The sequence below is a fragment of the Amycolatopsis pittospori genome (assembly GCF_013870525.1).
Classification (GTDB): domain Bacteria; phylum Actinomycetota; class Actinomycetes; order Mycobacteriales; family Pseudonocardiaceae; genus Amycolatopsis; species Amycolatopsis pittospori.
The window spans coordinates 67,097-80,995 of sequence record NZ_JACBXD010000026.1 but is presented as its reverse complement, the minus strand read 5'-3'; the positions used below and the strand labels follow the sequence as shown (position 1 = coordinate 80,995).

Below are 13,899 nucleotides of genomic sequence, written 5' to 3'. Positions count from 1 at the left end.
GCAATAAGTTCGTCGGCAAAATTGCTGTTTCTTGACAGTGAAGCCGGTGGACCTGCTTTCCAAAGACAGCGGGATGGGATGGGACCCCGCCGAGACGGATGGGTCGTACCCGAGCGCTGTTGACATTCGACGACTCATCGAACAAGCGCTGGCTGCCGATTGGGATCCGGATGTGCGCGGTGGCACCTTTCTGTTCACGGAACACCAGGGGCTTGAACTCCCGGATTTCTTGGTCATCGATCGAGTACGCGACCCCAATCCTTCAGACCCGGCCAGCCGAGTGAACCAGGCATAGCCGACCGTCGGAAATTCTGGGCAGTGAAGTGACGTGGTTGACGGGTCGGCGTAGACCTTGCCCGGATGCGAGTGGAAGAAGGCGCGCTCACTCCTTCCCTTGTCAACTTATAGCGTGCCCTGGGGCTTGCGGCAAGACCCCGGTGATGACGCAGACTCACCTGCCGAAGCCGGAACCTGCGGAAAACGGGGAGTTTCCAGAGTGCGTGTGCTGTTGTCGACCTATGGGTCACGTGGGGATGTCGAACCGATCATGGGACTCGCGACGCGGGTGCGGGAGCTCGGCGCCGAGGTGCGGGTGTGCGCGCCGCCCGATTTCGCGAGCCTGCTGGCCGGAATCGGGGTGCCGATGGTTCCGGTCGGTCCGTCGGCGAGTGCGCTGACGGCGGCGGCGCCTCCGGCGTCGGCTATTCCCGAGTACGCGGCCGCCCTGATCGCCGACCAGTTCGAGGCGATCACCAAGGCCGCCGAAGGCTGCGACGCGATGGTGGTGACCGGCATGCTCCCCGCCGCGGCGGGCGCGCTGTCGGTGGCCGAGAAGCTGGCCGTCAAAGCGGTGTCGGTGACCTTCCAGCAGCTCACCCTGCCTTCGCCGCACCACGAACCGCTGGCGTACCGCGGCAAGCCGTTCCCGCCGGAGGTCACCGGCAACCGGGACCTGTGGGACCTGGACGCGCGGACCATCGAGGAGTTGTTCGGGGACGCGCTCAACACGAGCCGGGTGGCCGAGGGCCTGCCACCGGTGGACGGCGTCCGTGACTACGTCATCGGCGACCGGCCGTGGCTGGCCACGGATCCTGTTCTGGACCCGTGGCGGGAACCGTCGTATTTCGACGTCGTCCAGACCGGCGCTTGGATCATGCCGGACGAGCGCCCCCTGCCCGCCGATCTGACGGCTTTCCTGGACGACGGCCCACCGCCGGTCTACGTGGGCTTCGGCAGCATGCCGATGCACGCCGCGGCCGATGTCGCCCAGGTGGCCATCGAAGTGGCCCGCGAACAGGGCCGCCGCATCGTCCTGGGCCGGGGCTGGGCGGACCTCGCCCTGATCGACGATCGGGACGACTGCTTCGTCGTCGGCGAGGTGAACCAGTTCGCGTTGTTCTCCCGGGTCGCCGCCACCGTCCATCACGGCGGGGCCGGCACCACGTTGACGGCCACCCGATCCGGTGCGCCGCAGGTGGTCGTCCCGCAGGCGGCGGACCAGCCGTACTGGGCGGGCCGGGTGGCGGAGCTGGGGATCGGCGTGGCCCACGACGGTCCGGTGCCGACGACCGAATCCCTGTCGTCCGCGCTCGAGAAGGCCTTGGCCGTCGAGACCGGCGAGCGCGCGCGTGCCGTGGCGGGCACGATCCGAGCCGATGGCGCCACTGTGGCCGCGAAGCTGCTGCTCGACTGAGCTTGTCGTCATGTCCGAGTGCTTGCCGTCACGGTCGCGGGACGTCACCGCCAGAAGCAAACCAACCAGCACCACCACAGATGGAACCGCGCTCGGACCTCGACGACTTCATGCCCTCAGCACGCCCAGGACGCTGTCGCAGTCGCCTCAGCAGGTGCCGTGGATGGTCGAGCCGGATTCCCGCTGTGTGACTGGAATCGTGAGTGGACTCTTAAAGTCGTCGCCGGCTAAAAGAAGTCGTCGTGTGCGAGCCCGCTGATCCGGGCCGCCAACGTCACGCTGTCGGCGGGCAAGAGCGTGACCGATCCGTAGCTCCGCACGACGAGATACCGGCCACCGTCGGTGTCCACGAAGGAGAGCGGGCGGATGGCCGTCAGGACGTTCCCGGCCGCTCCCGATCGCGCCGCACTCACCTGGCCGATCGCGCTCGCCCGCGCCAGGACCCGCAAGAGCCGCTCGGCGTCGTCACGGTGCACCCCGTAGCCGATCAAGCATCGTGTCCCGTCGCCGAGCCGCCCGGACCGCCGCCACATCAGGCCGGACCGGTCGAGGGCGAGTTCGGTGACGCGGACGGGGCGCCCGATACCCGGATCGGCCCCGGGCACTACCTCCAAGACGCCTTCCGCCATCCTCGTCGCGTTCATCCAGCCCAGCTCCACCGTCTCGTTGCGCATCGTCACGCGCAATGCCCGTCCGGTGGGCTGGGGGAAGCAGCCGACCGCCGCCTGTTCTGCGGCGCCGCTGTAGAGCAAGGACAGCGTGAAATCGGCGTCGTCCATCGCCCGCAGGGCCTGCACCAGATCACCGTCGAGGTTGTCCGCGTCTCCGAGGCTGTTGGACGTCAGCCATCGGTGTGCTTCCGCTCGGCGCTCTCGCCGCTCCGCGTCGTCGCGGCCGTGCCGGTGCACCACGAGAGGGAATGGCATGGACCCGAGGCCGAGCCGTTCCCAAAGCACCTCGTAGACCAGCGCGGGAAGGGTGGGAAGCGTCATCGTCACCACGCTGTCGATCACGGCGCCCCTTCCGCCTGCCCGTTCGCCGGGAGTGGACTGGCCGGGCGAACGATCCGCTGACCGGCCTCGGCGTTCCGCAACCGGGCTTGATCGACCATCAACAGCATGAGCACGTCCGGCCCCAATCCGGTCTCCGGCACGTTCTCCGGCCACGCCGGCAGGCGACGGTTCTTGCGGGTGATCGCCATGAGCATCGGGCTCCTAGGGCCGGGGAGCAGAGGGCAGGAGTCACCATCCTCGACCATTCGCCCGCTCACGGGGAGATCTCAGCGGGGCATAACATTCCCGGACTGGGCGGTGGCGGTATGGGGCGGGCGAAGGGGGTCACCCATTTCAAGCAGAACCTCAGCTCGCGGATAGCGTCCATTAGGAGCTGGTGGGGGCAAGGCGAAGCGCGATCTCCAATGCGCTGTTCGCCGCCGGTGGCTCGGCACGTCCGGCGACCACTCTGGAGGATCTCCTGAACATGCTCGCCGAGCACGGGATCGAGGTCGACCTGCGCTGAGCCATGCGTCTTGGTCAGGAACGGCCGGGCAGCTGGATCACCTGCTGACCAGTGAGCTCAATGGCGGCGACATCGACGGAAACACCGGCGATGTCGCCGCCGACAAACCTGGTCTGGTCGTCGACGAAGGCGAGACGACGTCTCACACTGGTCCGTGCGCGCAGGCTTTGGGTGGCCGTCATCCGTTGAGGTGACACCGGGGCACTGGTGGAAATCGAGGCCCAGCTTCGCCGAAGACCTCGACCACGGGGCGGCTGTGGTGCGCGATGTGAGCACCGGCCGTGAAAAACCGAACCACCGGAACAAAGCCGGCTGAAAGTGAACCGGCCCAGACAAGAAGTGGTGCACCGAACGAATATCGAATACGAGCGGTCAGCCGGCGGGTCTGCGTCGCAGGAGCACGAAACCGTCCTCCTCGGTCACGGTGCGGTATTCCGTTTCACGCAGCCGTCGCAGGTCCTGGCTCTGCTCGGCCGCGGTGCCGGGCCAGCCGGGAAGACGGGTGTCGGCGATGACCCATTCCGTGTCGATCGTCGTCCGTGGCGCGATGACCGGATACAGCTGGACGGTCGTCCGGCTCGTCAGTTGGGGTGCGAGGTGGTTCGAGGCGGCGACGGTGGCGTCGTCGGGGATCACGTCCATCAGGCGGTGCGCCGTGGCGACCCGGTCGTCGGCCCGCCAGGTGGCGGCGTCGACGAGTTTGTTCAGCGGCAGCCAGATGACGCCGATCAACGAGGACACCACGAACACCGTGACCGCCGCCCGGCGGATTCGCGGCGGCAGAACCAGGCCGCGGTCGCCGAGGGCATGGATCATGGCGAGGTGGACGATGGGCATCAGGACGGCGCTGTAGTGGAAGCCGATGGCCCAATGCGACGGGTTGGTCGACACAAGACGCCACAGCAGCGTGGGCACCACCAGCGCGCTCACGGGCGAAAGGAGTGCCAGGAAGGCCGTCGGGGCGAAGATCGCGGCGATCAGGAGCAGCTTGTCCCCGGAGCCGGCCAAGGCCAGGTCTTGATCGAGATAACCGGCGAAACCGTATTCGCCGGCGGGATTCATCGCCGGGATCACGACTTTGACGATCAGCACGAAAGCGCCGACGCCGGTCATCGCCACCGCCACGCCCAGCCGCCGTTGCCCTTGGACCACGAGGTAGACACCCAGAGCCGCGAAGGTGAGCGGGAGGTCTTCCTTGACCAGGAGGAGCGGCGCGGCCCAGTAGACCGCGGCCGTCCACTCACGAGTGATCAGCCGTTCGATGGCGAAAGCGATCATCGGCACGGCGAAGACGACCTCATGGAAGTCGAAGTCCGCCGCGGTCTGCAGACCCCACGACAGGCCGTAGGCGACGCCGATCAGGAATCCTCGTCCGCGCCCGAGCAGGTGCGCCGCGGTCCGTGCCACGGGGATGACGGAGATCGCGAGCAGGCCGGCCTGCGCGGCCAGCAGTGTGATCGGGCTCGGGAAGATCCAGTACAGCGGCACCAGCGTGATCAGGATGGGATGGAAGTGATCACCCAGCATCACGAAGCCGGGCCCTTTCAGTTCCGAGACCGGCGCGCGGAACTCGGCGTACCCTCGGACGATCTGCTCGAAGATCCCCAGGTCGAAGCCGGTCGTGCCGAGCCGAAGGTGGTTGGAGACCGACAGCAGGCTGTACAGGACGAAGAAGGCGGCAGCGAGCGGCCAGACACGGACAGTGGTCGCGGGAGGGTGAGTGGTCAGCATGCGGCCCACCCTGGAAACGGTGGGCTGAAGGTCTCCTGAAGCACTCTGAAGATCGCTTCAGCAAGAGGCTCGGAACCTGGTTGGGTGAGCGACTATGCGGATTCTGGTGGTCGAGGACGAGCGACGGCTCGCGGCGGCGCTCAAGCGCGGCCTCGAAGCGAACACCTTCACCGTCGATCTCGCCTACAACGGGACCGACGCGGTCTGGATGGCCGGGCAGCGCCCGTACTCGGCGATCGTGCTGGACATCATGCTTCCCCGGTTGAACGGCTACCGGGTTTGTGCCGAGTTGCGCCGCGGCGGGCTTACCACCCCGATCTTGATGCTCACCGCCAAGGACGGCGAGTACGACGAAGCCGAAGGGCTGGACACCGGCGCGGACGACTACCTCACCAAACCCTTCTCCTACGTCGTGCTGATCGCCCGGATCCGCGCCCTGATCCGGCGTGGGCACGCCGCGCCGGCGAAGTTGACCGTCGACGACCTCGTGGTGGACCCGGGAGCGGGTACGGTCCGGCGCGGGGACACGCTCATCAACGTGACCGCGCGGGAGTTCGCGGTACTGGAATGTCTCGCCCGGCGCCCGAATCTGGTGCTGAGCAAGGACGAGATCCTGCGGAACGTCTGGGACGCCCACTACGAAGGTGACGTGAACGTGGTCGAGGTCCACTTGAGCGCCTTACGCCGCAAGATCGACCAGCCGTTCGGCCTGCACAGCATCGAAACGGTGCGGGGCATGGGATACCGGCTGGTCGGCCGTGTCGACTAAAGCGCGGATCGCGGTCGCGGCCGGGCTGATCGCGCTCGTCGTGTTCGCCGCCGGCGCGGTCTGGCTGCGCCTCGGGATCGGCGAGATGTACGACGGCTACGAGAAGACCAAGGCCGCGGGCGGTGAGGCCTACGAGGCCGCGCTGGAGGCGGCGGGCCGGGCGGGTAAGCCGTTGCCCGACGTGATCCAGGGCCCGATAGCGGGCGAAGCCTTGTCTCTGGCCAAAGTCGATTGGTTCTTGTGGCCCGGTGTCGTCGTCGCGGCCGCGCTGGTCGGATTCGTGGCCTGGGCGTCGGCGGCCGGTGCGCTCCGGCCGGTCGAGTGGATGCGCTGGCAGGCGGCGGAGATCACCGCGGGCACCCTGGACCGCAGGATCGACGTACCGGTCCGGAAGCTGGGCATCGGCAGGCTGTCGATCGCCCTCCGTGCCGCGCTGGCCGCCGCGCTGATCGCGTCGGGGCCGCTCGTCGGGGGTGTCGTCTGGCTCCGCGACACCGTGAACGACCTGTACGACGCGCGGGTCGGCGCGGAGGCGAACGCCGCGCTACAAGCATACGACGCGCTGTCCGTGGCGCTCACGTTCGGCGAGCCCGCATCGGTGGTGAACAGGTATACCGATGTCTTCCTTTACGAGGTGGTGCACAGCGACGGCCGGGTGGAGTCGAGTGACCGGATGGCCGCGGCGGAGGAGGCCAACGGTGGACCGTTCCTGCCGAAACCCCGGCCCACCACGACGGTCGATTGGCACCGCTACGCCACCTACGACGTCGACGAAGCCACCAGCGCTCGGCTCCGGGTCCTGCTCCCGGAATTCGTCGACCCGGCCGGCGTATGGTCGCGTGAGGTGCCCACGGGCTCCGGCGGTTCGGCCGCGATCTACGTCTTCGAGATCAGGGCCTTCCCGGAGAATCCCGCGGCGGCCACGGACGATCTGCTGATACCCGGTGTGCTCGCCGCGGTGGTGCTGATCGGCTTCGTGGCGTGGTTCGCCACCACCCGTTCGTTGCGTCCGGTGGGACGGATCCGGGAGCAGGCGTCGGAGATCGGTTCCCAGGCAGGGGAGAGCCGTGTCTCGCAGCCGCCGACAAGGGACGCGGTCGCGCGACTGGCCACGACGTTGAACGAGATGCTCGACAGGCTGGAGAGTTCGGCGAAGGCGCAGCGGCAGTTCATCGCGGACGCCGCACACGAGTTGCGCAGCCCGATCTCAGGCCTGCGCACGGTACTCGAAGTGGCGGCCGACCATCCTGGACAGGCGGACTGGCCCGCCGTCGTCGGAGACGCGGTCCTCGACACCCAGCGGCTACAGGACCTCACGGAGGACCTGCTTTTGCTGGCACGACTGGATTCCGCGCTTCCGTCGTCCGGTGGCCAGGTCGACTTGGCCGAGGTGGCAGCGGCCTACGGAGCACGAGCCGAAGTGCGGTGCGACGGCCCGGCGCCGGTGATGGGGGAGGCCAAACAACTCGATCGCCTGCTGCGCAATCTGGTCGACAACGCCACCCGGCACGCCGTATCACGCGTGACGGTCACCACTCGGTCCACAGAGGACACTGCTGTCCTCGAGGTGGCCGACGACGGCCCGGGAATTCCCGAGGCCGACCGTATTCGTGTGTTCGACCGGTTCACCCGGCTCGACGAATCACGTGACAGCGACGCCGGTGGCGCCGGGTTGGGCCTGGCGATCGCGCGGGAGATAGCCGTCCGGCACGGCGGCACGCTCGTGGCCGGTGATCACGCGGTCTTCACGGCTACGTTCCCCCGTGCTCGGGAAAGCGGGAAGGGCGAGGATGGCTCGTCGGCCGGTAAAACCTGTCAGAAATAGTGCGACGCGGCGGCGATCACGCGCGCCGAGCGTTTGCACCGGGAGGGTCTGCCGGTGGCCGGGGAACTGTGGTTTACCACTTGGCCCCGGGAAACGATGCGATTGTGGCCATGGCCGCGCCGATTTCCCGTGTGCGACCTTCCGTCGTGAATTTCGCCAGGGCGATCACTTATCTCTGCCCTGCGGAGAGGTTGTCCGAACCCGGAGATCCGTGTCAAGGACAACTAGGATAGGGTTCGCTCGATTCCGTAAGAACTGGGGGAACAATCATGCGTAAAAGCACCGTAGCTGTGGTCGCAACCTCTGCCGCCGCGGCCTCCATTGTCGCGACAGCGCCCGCCGCGTCCGCCGAGCCGAACCCGCCCGGCTGCGAAAAGGGCTACTTCTGCGTGTACGACTACTACCCGGGCGGCCCGCTGCTGCTGAAGACCGCGGGCAACTGGTCCGGCTCGATCGAGGGAGCGCAGTACCTGTTCAACAACGGCTACTACTCTCCCGGCAGCGACCACGTCGACGTGACCTGGATCCTGTCGTCCACCGGGGCGCCCTACACCATGTGCCTGCACAACAACCCTGGTCCGGGCTACTACTCCTCGAACATGCACGGCACCGTGATCAATGTCCGCTGGCGCGGCGAGTGCTGATTCCCCGATAGGCGAGTCCCCGGCCGCTCAAGGCCGGGGACTTCCTATTCGTGTAGTGGTCGATCATTCTGTTTGTCGCGGCGCTCGGGTACCGGCCCGGATCGGATCGTGTTCACTGATCAGGTGCGGGGCCAGGTCCAGGCGTATCGCAGGATGAGGGCGAGAAGGAGCACTTCCAGGGCGACGCCAAGGCCGTAGAAGTACGTCCAGGACCCGCCCACCACGTTGAATGCCGCATAGGGGATCTGTACCGAGGCCACGATGAGGTTCGTGACGCGGTTCGCCCTGGCGGGCAGCGTCATCGACAGCACGATCATGAAGATCGGGATCGCCATGAGCGTGAGGAAGAGGACATACAACGGCTGGCTGATGTCGAACTCGAAGACGACGCCTGCCAGGATGTCCGTGACGACGCCGGGCTTGAAGAAGGCGAGAATGTCCACGTAGGCGTACAGGAACATGACACCTGTCCACGCTGCGGCGAGCTTGGCCTTCACCGGGATCCGCGGGTCTTCCAGTGTGGTGTTGGGTTGACTTGTTCTCAACGTGGGCTCCGTCGTTGGGTGAGGATTGGTAGGCCCACGATCGCTGAGCCCGGCGGCAGACTCATCGGCATCGAGGCCGGACCCGGGACACCCGTCGGGAGGACCGGCGTCTCGTTCTTTCGGTCGGTCCCAGACGCCCCGGCGATCCCTAGGCTGGGTCGGTGACCACCAACGCCCTGAGCTCGCTGTGGGCCGAGCCCCGCGCCACGGAAGCGCCCGAACGGGTGTTACGCGACTGGGTGCTGGTCGGGGTGTTGATGGTGTCGGCGCTGCTCGAGGGCGTCCTCCGAGACGACGTCGCCTGGCGGCCGTTCGCGACGATCGTGGCGGTCGGACTCGCGCCGGTGCTGCTGTGGCGGCGTACCCACCCGCTGGCCTGTGTCGCGGTGGCCTTCGGCACCGCGATGGCGCTGGGACTGGCGAGCCTGCTGGGCGGGGTTCCGAGCGTGGGCCTCGACACGATGATCTACGTCCTTTTACTCGTCTACGCGCTGGTTCGCTGGGGCTCAGGGCGCGAGATCGTGATCGGGCTGGCGGTGGTGGCGGTCGCCGCGGGAACCGGCATGGTCCCCGACCACATCGGGCCGGCCGAGGTCATCGGCGGGATCGGCATCCTGGCTGCTGCGGCGGCGGGCGGAGCGGCGTTCCGCTACCGCGCCGAGAGCTGGCGCCGGACGCTGGACCAGAGCCGCAGCCAGGAGCGGATCGGCCTCGCGCGAGAGCTGCACGACATCGTCGCCCACCACGTCTCGGCGATCGCCGTGCAGGCGCAGGCGGGCCGGGCGATGGCCGGGCAGCGACCTGAGGCGGCGCTCGAGACGCTGGCGGTCATCGAGGGGGAAGCCTCGCGGACCCTCGCGGAGATGCGGGCGATGGTCCGGGTGCTGCGCGACGGAGCGCCGGCGGAGTACGCCTCCCAGCCCGGCGTCGCCGACCTGGTTTCCCTCGCCCGAAGCGCCCCGGCCCCGGTCATCGACGTGGAGTTGCCAGACGACCTGGGCGAACTTCCGCTCCAGGTCGACACGGCGGTCTACCGGCTGGCGCAAGAAGCGTTGACCAACGCCCTGCGGCACGCCCGCGACGCCTCGCGTGTGAAGATCCGGGTCGTGGAAGGTGGGGGAACGCTGCGACTACGCGTGACCGACGACGGGCAGATCGACCCGGCGCGGTCGGTGAACCACGGCTTCGGGCTGCTGGGGATGACCGAACGCGTGCAGCTTCTCGGCGGCACGCTGCGTGCCGGGCCGGCGTCCGAGGGCGGGTGGACGGTCGACGCCGAACTGCCGACGAAGGTACGCCGATGACGGTTCGCGTGCTGGTGGCCGACGACCAAGATCTGGTGCGCACCGGCCTGTCGATGATCCTTGACGCGCAGCCCGGCATCGAGGTCGTCGGCCAAGCCGCCGACGGCCACGCCGCCGTCGAGCTGGCGCAGAGGCTCCGCCCCGACGTGTGCCTGGTCGACATCCAGATGCCCGTGCTCGACGGCATCCAGGTGACCAAGCTCCTCGCGGGGCGGGGCGTCCCGGACCCGATCGCGGTAGTGGTGATCACGACGTTCGACCTCGACGAGTACGTCCACGGCGCGCTCCGGGCAGGCGCCCGAGGCTTTCTGCTCAAGGACGCCGGGACGGAGTTGCTCGTCCAGGCCGTCCATGCCGCCGCCGTCGGCGATGCCCTGATCGCGCCGAACATCACCCGGCGGCTGCTCGCCACGCTCGCCGGCAGGGAACCGTCGAGCCGACGGACCCAACCGATCGAGCCGCTCACCGAACGCGAGGAGGAGGTGCTGACGCTGGTCGCCCGCGGCCGCACGAACGCAGAGATCGCCGCCGAGCTGTTCATCGGCTTGACGACAGCCAAGACCCACGTCGCCAGCCTGCTGACCAAGATCGGCGCCCGAAACAGGGTCGAGATCGCGATGTGGGCGTACGACACCGGCCGGGTGGGGGACTGAACCGAACCCGGCTGCCAGCTCTCGGGATCGTGGCCGGGCGGCGCCCCGTTGTCGGATTCCGAAGGATCGATCCGGCATCCACGGACTGGTCGCGGCCTCCGACCCGAAACTCACCGAGACTTGATCGGCCTCGTGACGAGCCGATGCAACGACTGAACGTCCGCTCATGCCGCTAGGGCGTGTTTCACAAGTCGGGTTCGCGGTCTTCGCGCCCAGGCGGCCCCTGACGGCACGGGCGGATGCGCCCGAGTACGACCCGGTACGAGGGCGATCCGCCCGCACCGCCAGGAACCACCTGGATCACGAAGCCCATCGAACAGACTTATGAAACACGCCCTAGGTGGACCTCTGGCCAGATAGCCCACCGACTTTGCCCGGAGCCTGTTCACGCGCATCGATCGGCGGGGTGCCGGAACCCTGGGCGGGTCGGGTCCGCCGCGAACACGCCACCTTTGCCTTACCCCTCGCTAGGAAGGACTACGCGATCGAAAGGGCGTGGGTGCGCATCCAGGTGTCGACCTCCAGCAGGGGGATCAGCAGATGGGCGGTGCTGACATGGGTCATCGTCACGCTCTGGCCACCAGCCAGATCGCGGACGCGCCGGTGGTCCAGCAGGCCGGCGAGCGGGGAGGCCGGGTCGTCGAGGAGACCCAGCACCGTGTCGCGGATCGCCGCCTCGTGCGCGGGGGCGTGCATGGCCGGGTAGCCGGACTTCGGACGGGTGAGGACTTCGGTGGGCAGGAGGTCCGCGGCGGCCATCCGCAGGAGGCTCTTCTCGCGGCCGTCGGCCGTCTTCATCGACCAGGGGACGTTCCACACGTACTCGAGCAGGCGGTGGTCGCAGAACGGTACGCGGACCTCCAGACCGACCGCCATGCTCATCCGGTCCTTGCGGTCGAGCAGCATCGCGAGCGGACCGTGGAGACTGAAGAACAGGACCTCCCGCATGCGCGCGTCGAGACGGCTTTCCCCGGCCACGTGTGGCACCTGGGCGCGAAGGGTGGAGTAGCAGTCCGCCTCGAATTCGGCTGGACGTAAGGCTTTCCGCAGGTCCGGGTTGAGGCAGTCCGCGAGGCGGGGTGCGTCGCCCATCCACGGGAAGCGGTCGCGCCAGACGGTCTGCTCGTCGTGGAACCAGGGATAACCGCCGAACACCTCGTCCGCCGCCTCGCCGGACAGCGCGACCGTCGAACGCTCGCGCAGCGCGGCGAACATCAGGTACATCGACGCGTCGAAATGGCCGAGACCGGGGAGGTCGCGGGCGCGACGGCTGAGCGGGATCGCCTGCTCGACGGCCGCGGTGTCCATGACGACGTCGTGGTGATCGGTCCCGAGGTGTTTGGCCGCCAGTGCCGCGTAGGGCGCGTCGCGCTCCGGCCGCAGCGCGGTGGGGCGGAAATCGTCCTCCTCGCCCTCGAACCGGACGGAGAAACTCGACAGGGGACCTTCGTCGGACCGGTTGAGGCTTCGCGCGGCCAGTGCGGTGACCGTGCTGGAGTCCAGGCCGCCGGACAGCATCGTGGCGCGCGGAACGTCCGCGACCAGTTGACGGTCCACAATGTCCTCAAGCAGCTCGCGGACATTGTGGACGGTGGTGTCGAGGTCGTCCAGGTGCTCCCGGCTCGTCAGCCGCCAGTACGGGTACTCGTGGCAGCCGCGCCGGTCGATCTTGACCACGTGGCCCGGCTTGACCTCGCGCAGCCCGTCCAGCGGGGTCTGGCCGGGCACGGCGAGCCGCGGATTCAGCAGAATCGGCAGCGCGTCAGCGGAGAGCGTCGCCCGGTAGGCCGGATTCGCCATGATGCCCTTGGGTTCCGAAGCGAACAGCACCCCGGACGGTTGCGGCGCGTAGTACAGCGGCTTCACGCCGAGCCGGTCGCGGGCGAGCACCATCTCGTCGCGCACCGAGTCCCACACCGCGAAGGCGAACATGCCGTTGAACCGTTCGACGCATCCGGCGCCCCACTCGAGGTAGGCACGGAGCAGGACTTCCGTATCCGACGCGGTCCGGAAAGTGTGCCCCAGAGCGGAAAGCCGAGTGCGCAGCTCGCGGAAGTTGTAGATTTCGCCCGCGTAGGCGAGGACGACTGGCGCACGATCCGGCCCCAGCTCCGCCTTCATCGGCTGGGCGCCACCGGCGACGTCGATCACCGCGAGCCGCCGATGCCCGAGCGCGGCATGGGTGCCGAGCCAGGTGCCGCGGTCGTCGGGGCCCCGCTCGCGCATCGTATCGGTCATCACGTCGAGGACGCGCTGTTCGGCGCGTAGATCCCTGGAGTAGTCAAGCCATCCGACGAAACCGCACATCAGTCACTCGCTTTCGCACCGGGGGCCGCCGCACACCAGCGGCAGCACTGCCTTCTCGAACGCCCGCTGGTCGCCGGCGAAGATTCCGTTCTGCCGTGGATACGGCACCACGACGTCGGTGAACCCCAGTTCGCCGCAGCGTCCGACGACGTCGGCCAGCCGGTCCGGGGAGGCGTAGGGGGCGTCCGTCACGCGGCTGAGGTGGACGAGCCTGCGCGGCGTCCGGCCCGATGTCGCGCAGGCCGCGGCCAGTCGGTCCAGTTGGCGTGCCCACGTCGCGAAGGCTTCGTCATCGGTGCGCCAGCCCGGTCGCGCCGCGTCGCCGGTGGTGATCCAGATGTCACCGAGTTCCGCGGCGAGCCGCGTCCCGCGCGGTCCCGCCGCGGCGATGGCCAGCGGAGACCGGGGCCGCCGGACACAACCGGGCGCGAGGTTGACGTCTTCGGCGGTGTAGTACCGGCCGCGGAAGGTCGTCGAGTGGTTACGCAGCAAGAGGTCCAGCAGTCTCACGAACTCGCCGAACCGCTCACCACGCTCCACTGTGGAGGGAACCGGCGCGCCGAGTTCCGTGTTGTCCAGGTCCCTCGCGCCCGCGCCGACGCCGAGCACGAACCGGCCCTCGCTGAGCTGGTCCACCGCCATCGTCTGCTTGGCCAGCAGCACCGGGTGCCGGAAGTTCGGCGACGCGACCAGCGTGCCCAGCCCGATCCGGTTCGTCACCGCCGCCGCGGCCGTCAGCGTCGTCAGTGCGTCGAACCACGGTTCGTCGCGCGGAGTCCGCCAGGTCAGGTGGTCCGGGACCCAGGCATGGGCGAAGCCGAGCCCCTCGGCCCGGCGCCATACTTCGAGCACGCTCCGTCCGGGATGCTCCGGCAGGATGAGCACGCCGAGCCGGGCGGTGGCCGCCATT

General features: G+C 68.4%; 15 protein-coding genes. 8 read left to right on the top strand and 7 right to left on the bottom strand.

Features of this window, described 5'->3' with window-relative positions; translation table 11 throughout:
- Window positions 1-46 precede the first annotated feature (46 nt).
- On the top strand, window positions 47-295 hold the full coding sequence (locus H5J31_RS17130) for a hypothetical protein (RefSeq protein WP_181773579.1): 249 nt from the start codon (window positions 47-49) through the stop codon (window positions 293-295).
- 201 nt (window positions 296-496) lie between these two features.
- Window positions 497-1,693 carry a glycosyltransferase gene (locus H5J31_RS17125; RefSeq protein WP_181773578.1) on the top strand — a complete coding sequence of 399 codons (1,197 nt, stop codon included), beginning with the start codon at window positions 497-499 and terminating at the stop codon, window positions 1,691-1,693.
- A 227-nt stretch (window positions 1,694-1,920) separates the two neighbouring features.
- Here H5J31_RS17125 and H5J31_RS17120 read toward each other — a convergent pair whose 3' ends face one another.
- Together H5J31_RS17120 and H5J31_RS17115 are read right to left on the bottom strand one after the other, a co-directional pair.
- A complete protein-coding gene (locus tag H5J31_RS17120; protein WP_207898168.1) occupies window positions 1,921-2,685 on the bottom strand; it encodes an ESX secretion-associated protein EspG in 765 nt (254 codons plus the stop codon).
- A 17-nt stretch (window positions 2,686-2,702) separates the two neighbouring features.
- A complete protein-coding gene (locus H5J31_RS17115; protein ID WP_181773576.1) occupies window positions 2,703-2,900 on the bottom strand; it encodes a hypothetical protein in 198 nt (65 codons plus the stop codon).
- A gap of 182 nt (window positions 2,901-3,082) precedes the next feature.
- On the opposite strand from H5J31_RS17115, the gene H5J31_RS40235 reads away from it, so the two are divergent.
- Window positions 3,083-3,211: a hypothetical protein gene (locus H5J31_RS40235; RefSeq protein ID WP_268880214.1), complete on the top strand. Its 129-nt coding sequence runs from the start codon at window positions 3,083-3,085 to the stop codon at window positions 3,209-3,211.
- A gap of 14 nt (window positions 3,212-3,225) precedes the next feature.
- Here the strand turns inward: H5J31_RS40235 and H5J31_RS17110 are convergent, their stop codons facing one another.
- Window positions 3,226-3,393: a hypothetical protein gene (locus H5J31_RS17110; RefSeq protein WP_181773575.1), complete on the bottom strand. Its 168-nt coding sequence runs from the start codon at window positions 3,391-3,393 to the stop codon at window positions 3,226-3,228.
- Window positions 3,394-3,583: 190 nt separating this feature from the next.
- Entirely contained in the window at window positions 3,584-4,942 is a 1,359-nt protein-coding gene (locus H5J31_RS17105; RefSeq protein ID WP_181773574.1) for a DUF2079 domain-containing protein, read from the bottom strand.
- Between the two features lie 94 nt (window positions 4,943-5,036).
- Here H5J31_RS17105 and H5J31_RS17100 point away from each other — a divergent pair, with 94 nt between their 5' ends.
- The 3 genes from H5J31_RS17100 (at window position 5,037) to H5J31_RS17090 (ending at window position 8,180) form a co-directional block, all read left to right on the top strand.
- Window positions 5,037-5,711 (top strand): response regulator transcription factor, encoded by a 675-nt coding sequence (locus tag H5J31_RS17100; protein ID WP_181773573.1) that lies wholly within the window; start codon window positions 5,037-5,039, stop codon window positions 5,709-5,711.
- Window positions 5,701-7,536 carry a sensor histidine kinase gene (locus H5J31_RS40440; RefSeq protein ID WP_181773572.1) on the top strand — a complete coding sequence of 612 codons (1,836 nt, stop codon included), beginning with the start codon at window positions 5,701-5,703 and terminating at the stop codon, window positions 7,534-7,536. The genes H5J31_RS17100 and H5J31_RS40440 overlap by 11 nt, the downstream gene beginning before the upstream one ends.
- A gap of 290 nt (window positions 7,537-7,826) precedes the next feature.
- On the top strand, window positions 7,827-8,180 hold the full coding sequence (locus tag H5J31_RS17090; RefSeq protein ID WP_207898167.1) for a hypothetical protein: 354 nt from the start codon (window positions 7,827-7,829) through the stop codon (window positions 8,178-8,180).
- A 119-nt stretch (window positions 8,181-8,299) separates the two neighbouring features.
- Here the strand turns inward: H5J31_RS17090 and H5J31_RS17085 are convergent, their stop codons facing one another.
- Complete coding sequence (locus H5J31_RS17085) at window positions 8,300-8,725, bottom strand: DUF6326 family protein (protein ID WP_181773570.1); 426 nt, start codon at window positions 8,723-8,725, stop codon at window positions 8,300-8,302.
- Window positions 8,726-8,886: 161 nt separating this feature from the next.
- On the opposite strand from H5J31_RS17085, the gene H5J31_RS17080 reads away from it, so the two are divergent.
- Together H5J31_RS17080 and H5J31_RS17075 are read left to right on the top strand one after the other, a co-directional pair.
- Window positions 8,887-10,029, top strand: a complete 1,143-nt coding sequence (locus H5J31_RS17080) for a sensor histidine kinase (protein ID WP_181773569.1) — start codon at window positions 8,887-8,889, stop codon at window positions 10,027-10,029.
- Window positions 10,026-10,682: a response regulator gene (locus tag H5J31_RS17075; RefSeq protein WP_181773568.1), complete on the top strand. Its 657-nt coding sequence runs from the start codon at window positions 10,026-10,028 to the stop codon at window positions 10,680-10,682. The genes H5J31_RS17080 and H5J31_RS17075 overlap by 4 nt, the downstream gene beginning before the upstream one ends.
- A gap of 477 nt (window positions 10,683-11,159) precedes the next feature.
- Here H5J31_RS17075 and asnB read toward each other — a convergent pair whose 3' ends face one another.
- Window positions 11,160-12,989 (bottom strand): asparagine synthase (glutamine-hydrolyzing), encoded by a 1,830-nt coding sequence (gene asnB / locus H5J31_RS17070; protein WP_181773567.1) that lies wholly within the window; start codon window positions 12,987-12,989, stop codon window positions 11,160-11,162.
- A gap of 3 nt (window positions 12,990-12,992) precedes the next feature.
- Window positions 12,993-13,898 carry an LLM class flavin-dependent oxidoreductase gene (locus H5J31_RS17065; RefSeq protein ID WP_181773566.1) on the bottom strand — a complete coding sequence of 302 codons (906 nt, stop codon included), beginning with the start codon at window positions 13,896-13,898 and terminating at the stop codon, window positions 12,993-12,995.
- Between the last annotated feature and the right edge of the window lies 1 nt (window position 13,899).

Coding starts and splice junctions, on each gene's coding strand:
- H5J31_RS17075 (WP_181773568.1), top strand. CDS start 10,026: ATGACGGTTCGCGTGCTGGTGGCCGACGACCAAGATCTGGTGCGCACC.
- H5J31_RS17100 (WP_181773573.1), top strand. CDS start 5,037: ATGCGGATTCTGGTGGTCGAGGACGAGCGACGGCTCGCGGCGGCGCTC.
- H5J31_RS17110 (WP_181773575.1), bottom strand. CDS start 3,393: ATGACGGCCACCCAAAGCCTGCGCGCACGGACCAGTGTGAGACGTCGT.
- H5J31_RS17120 (WP_207898168.1), bottom strand. CDS start 2,685: ATGACGCTTCCCACCCTTCCCGCGCTGGTCTACGAGGTGCTTTGGGAA.
- H5J31_RS17115 (WP_181773576.1), bottom strand. CDS start 2,900: ATGCTCATGGCGATCACCCGCAAGAACCGTCGCCTGCCGGCGTGGCCG.
- asnB (WP_181773567.1), bottom strand. CDS start 12,989: ATGTGCGGTTTCGTCGGATGGCTTGACTACTCCAGGGATCTACGCGCC.
- H5J31_RS17065 (WP_181773566.1), bottom strand. CDS start 13,898: ATGGCGGCCACCGCCCGGCTCGGCGTGCTCATCCTGCCGGAGCATCCC.
- H5J31_RS17105 (WP_181773574.1), bottom strand. CDS start 4,942: ATGCTGACCACTCACCCTCCCGCGACCACTGTCCGTGTCTGGCCGCTC.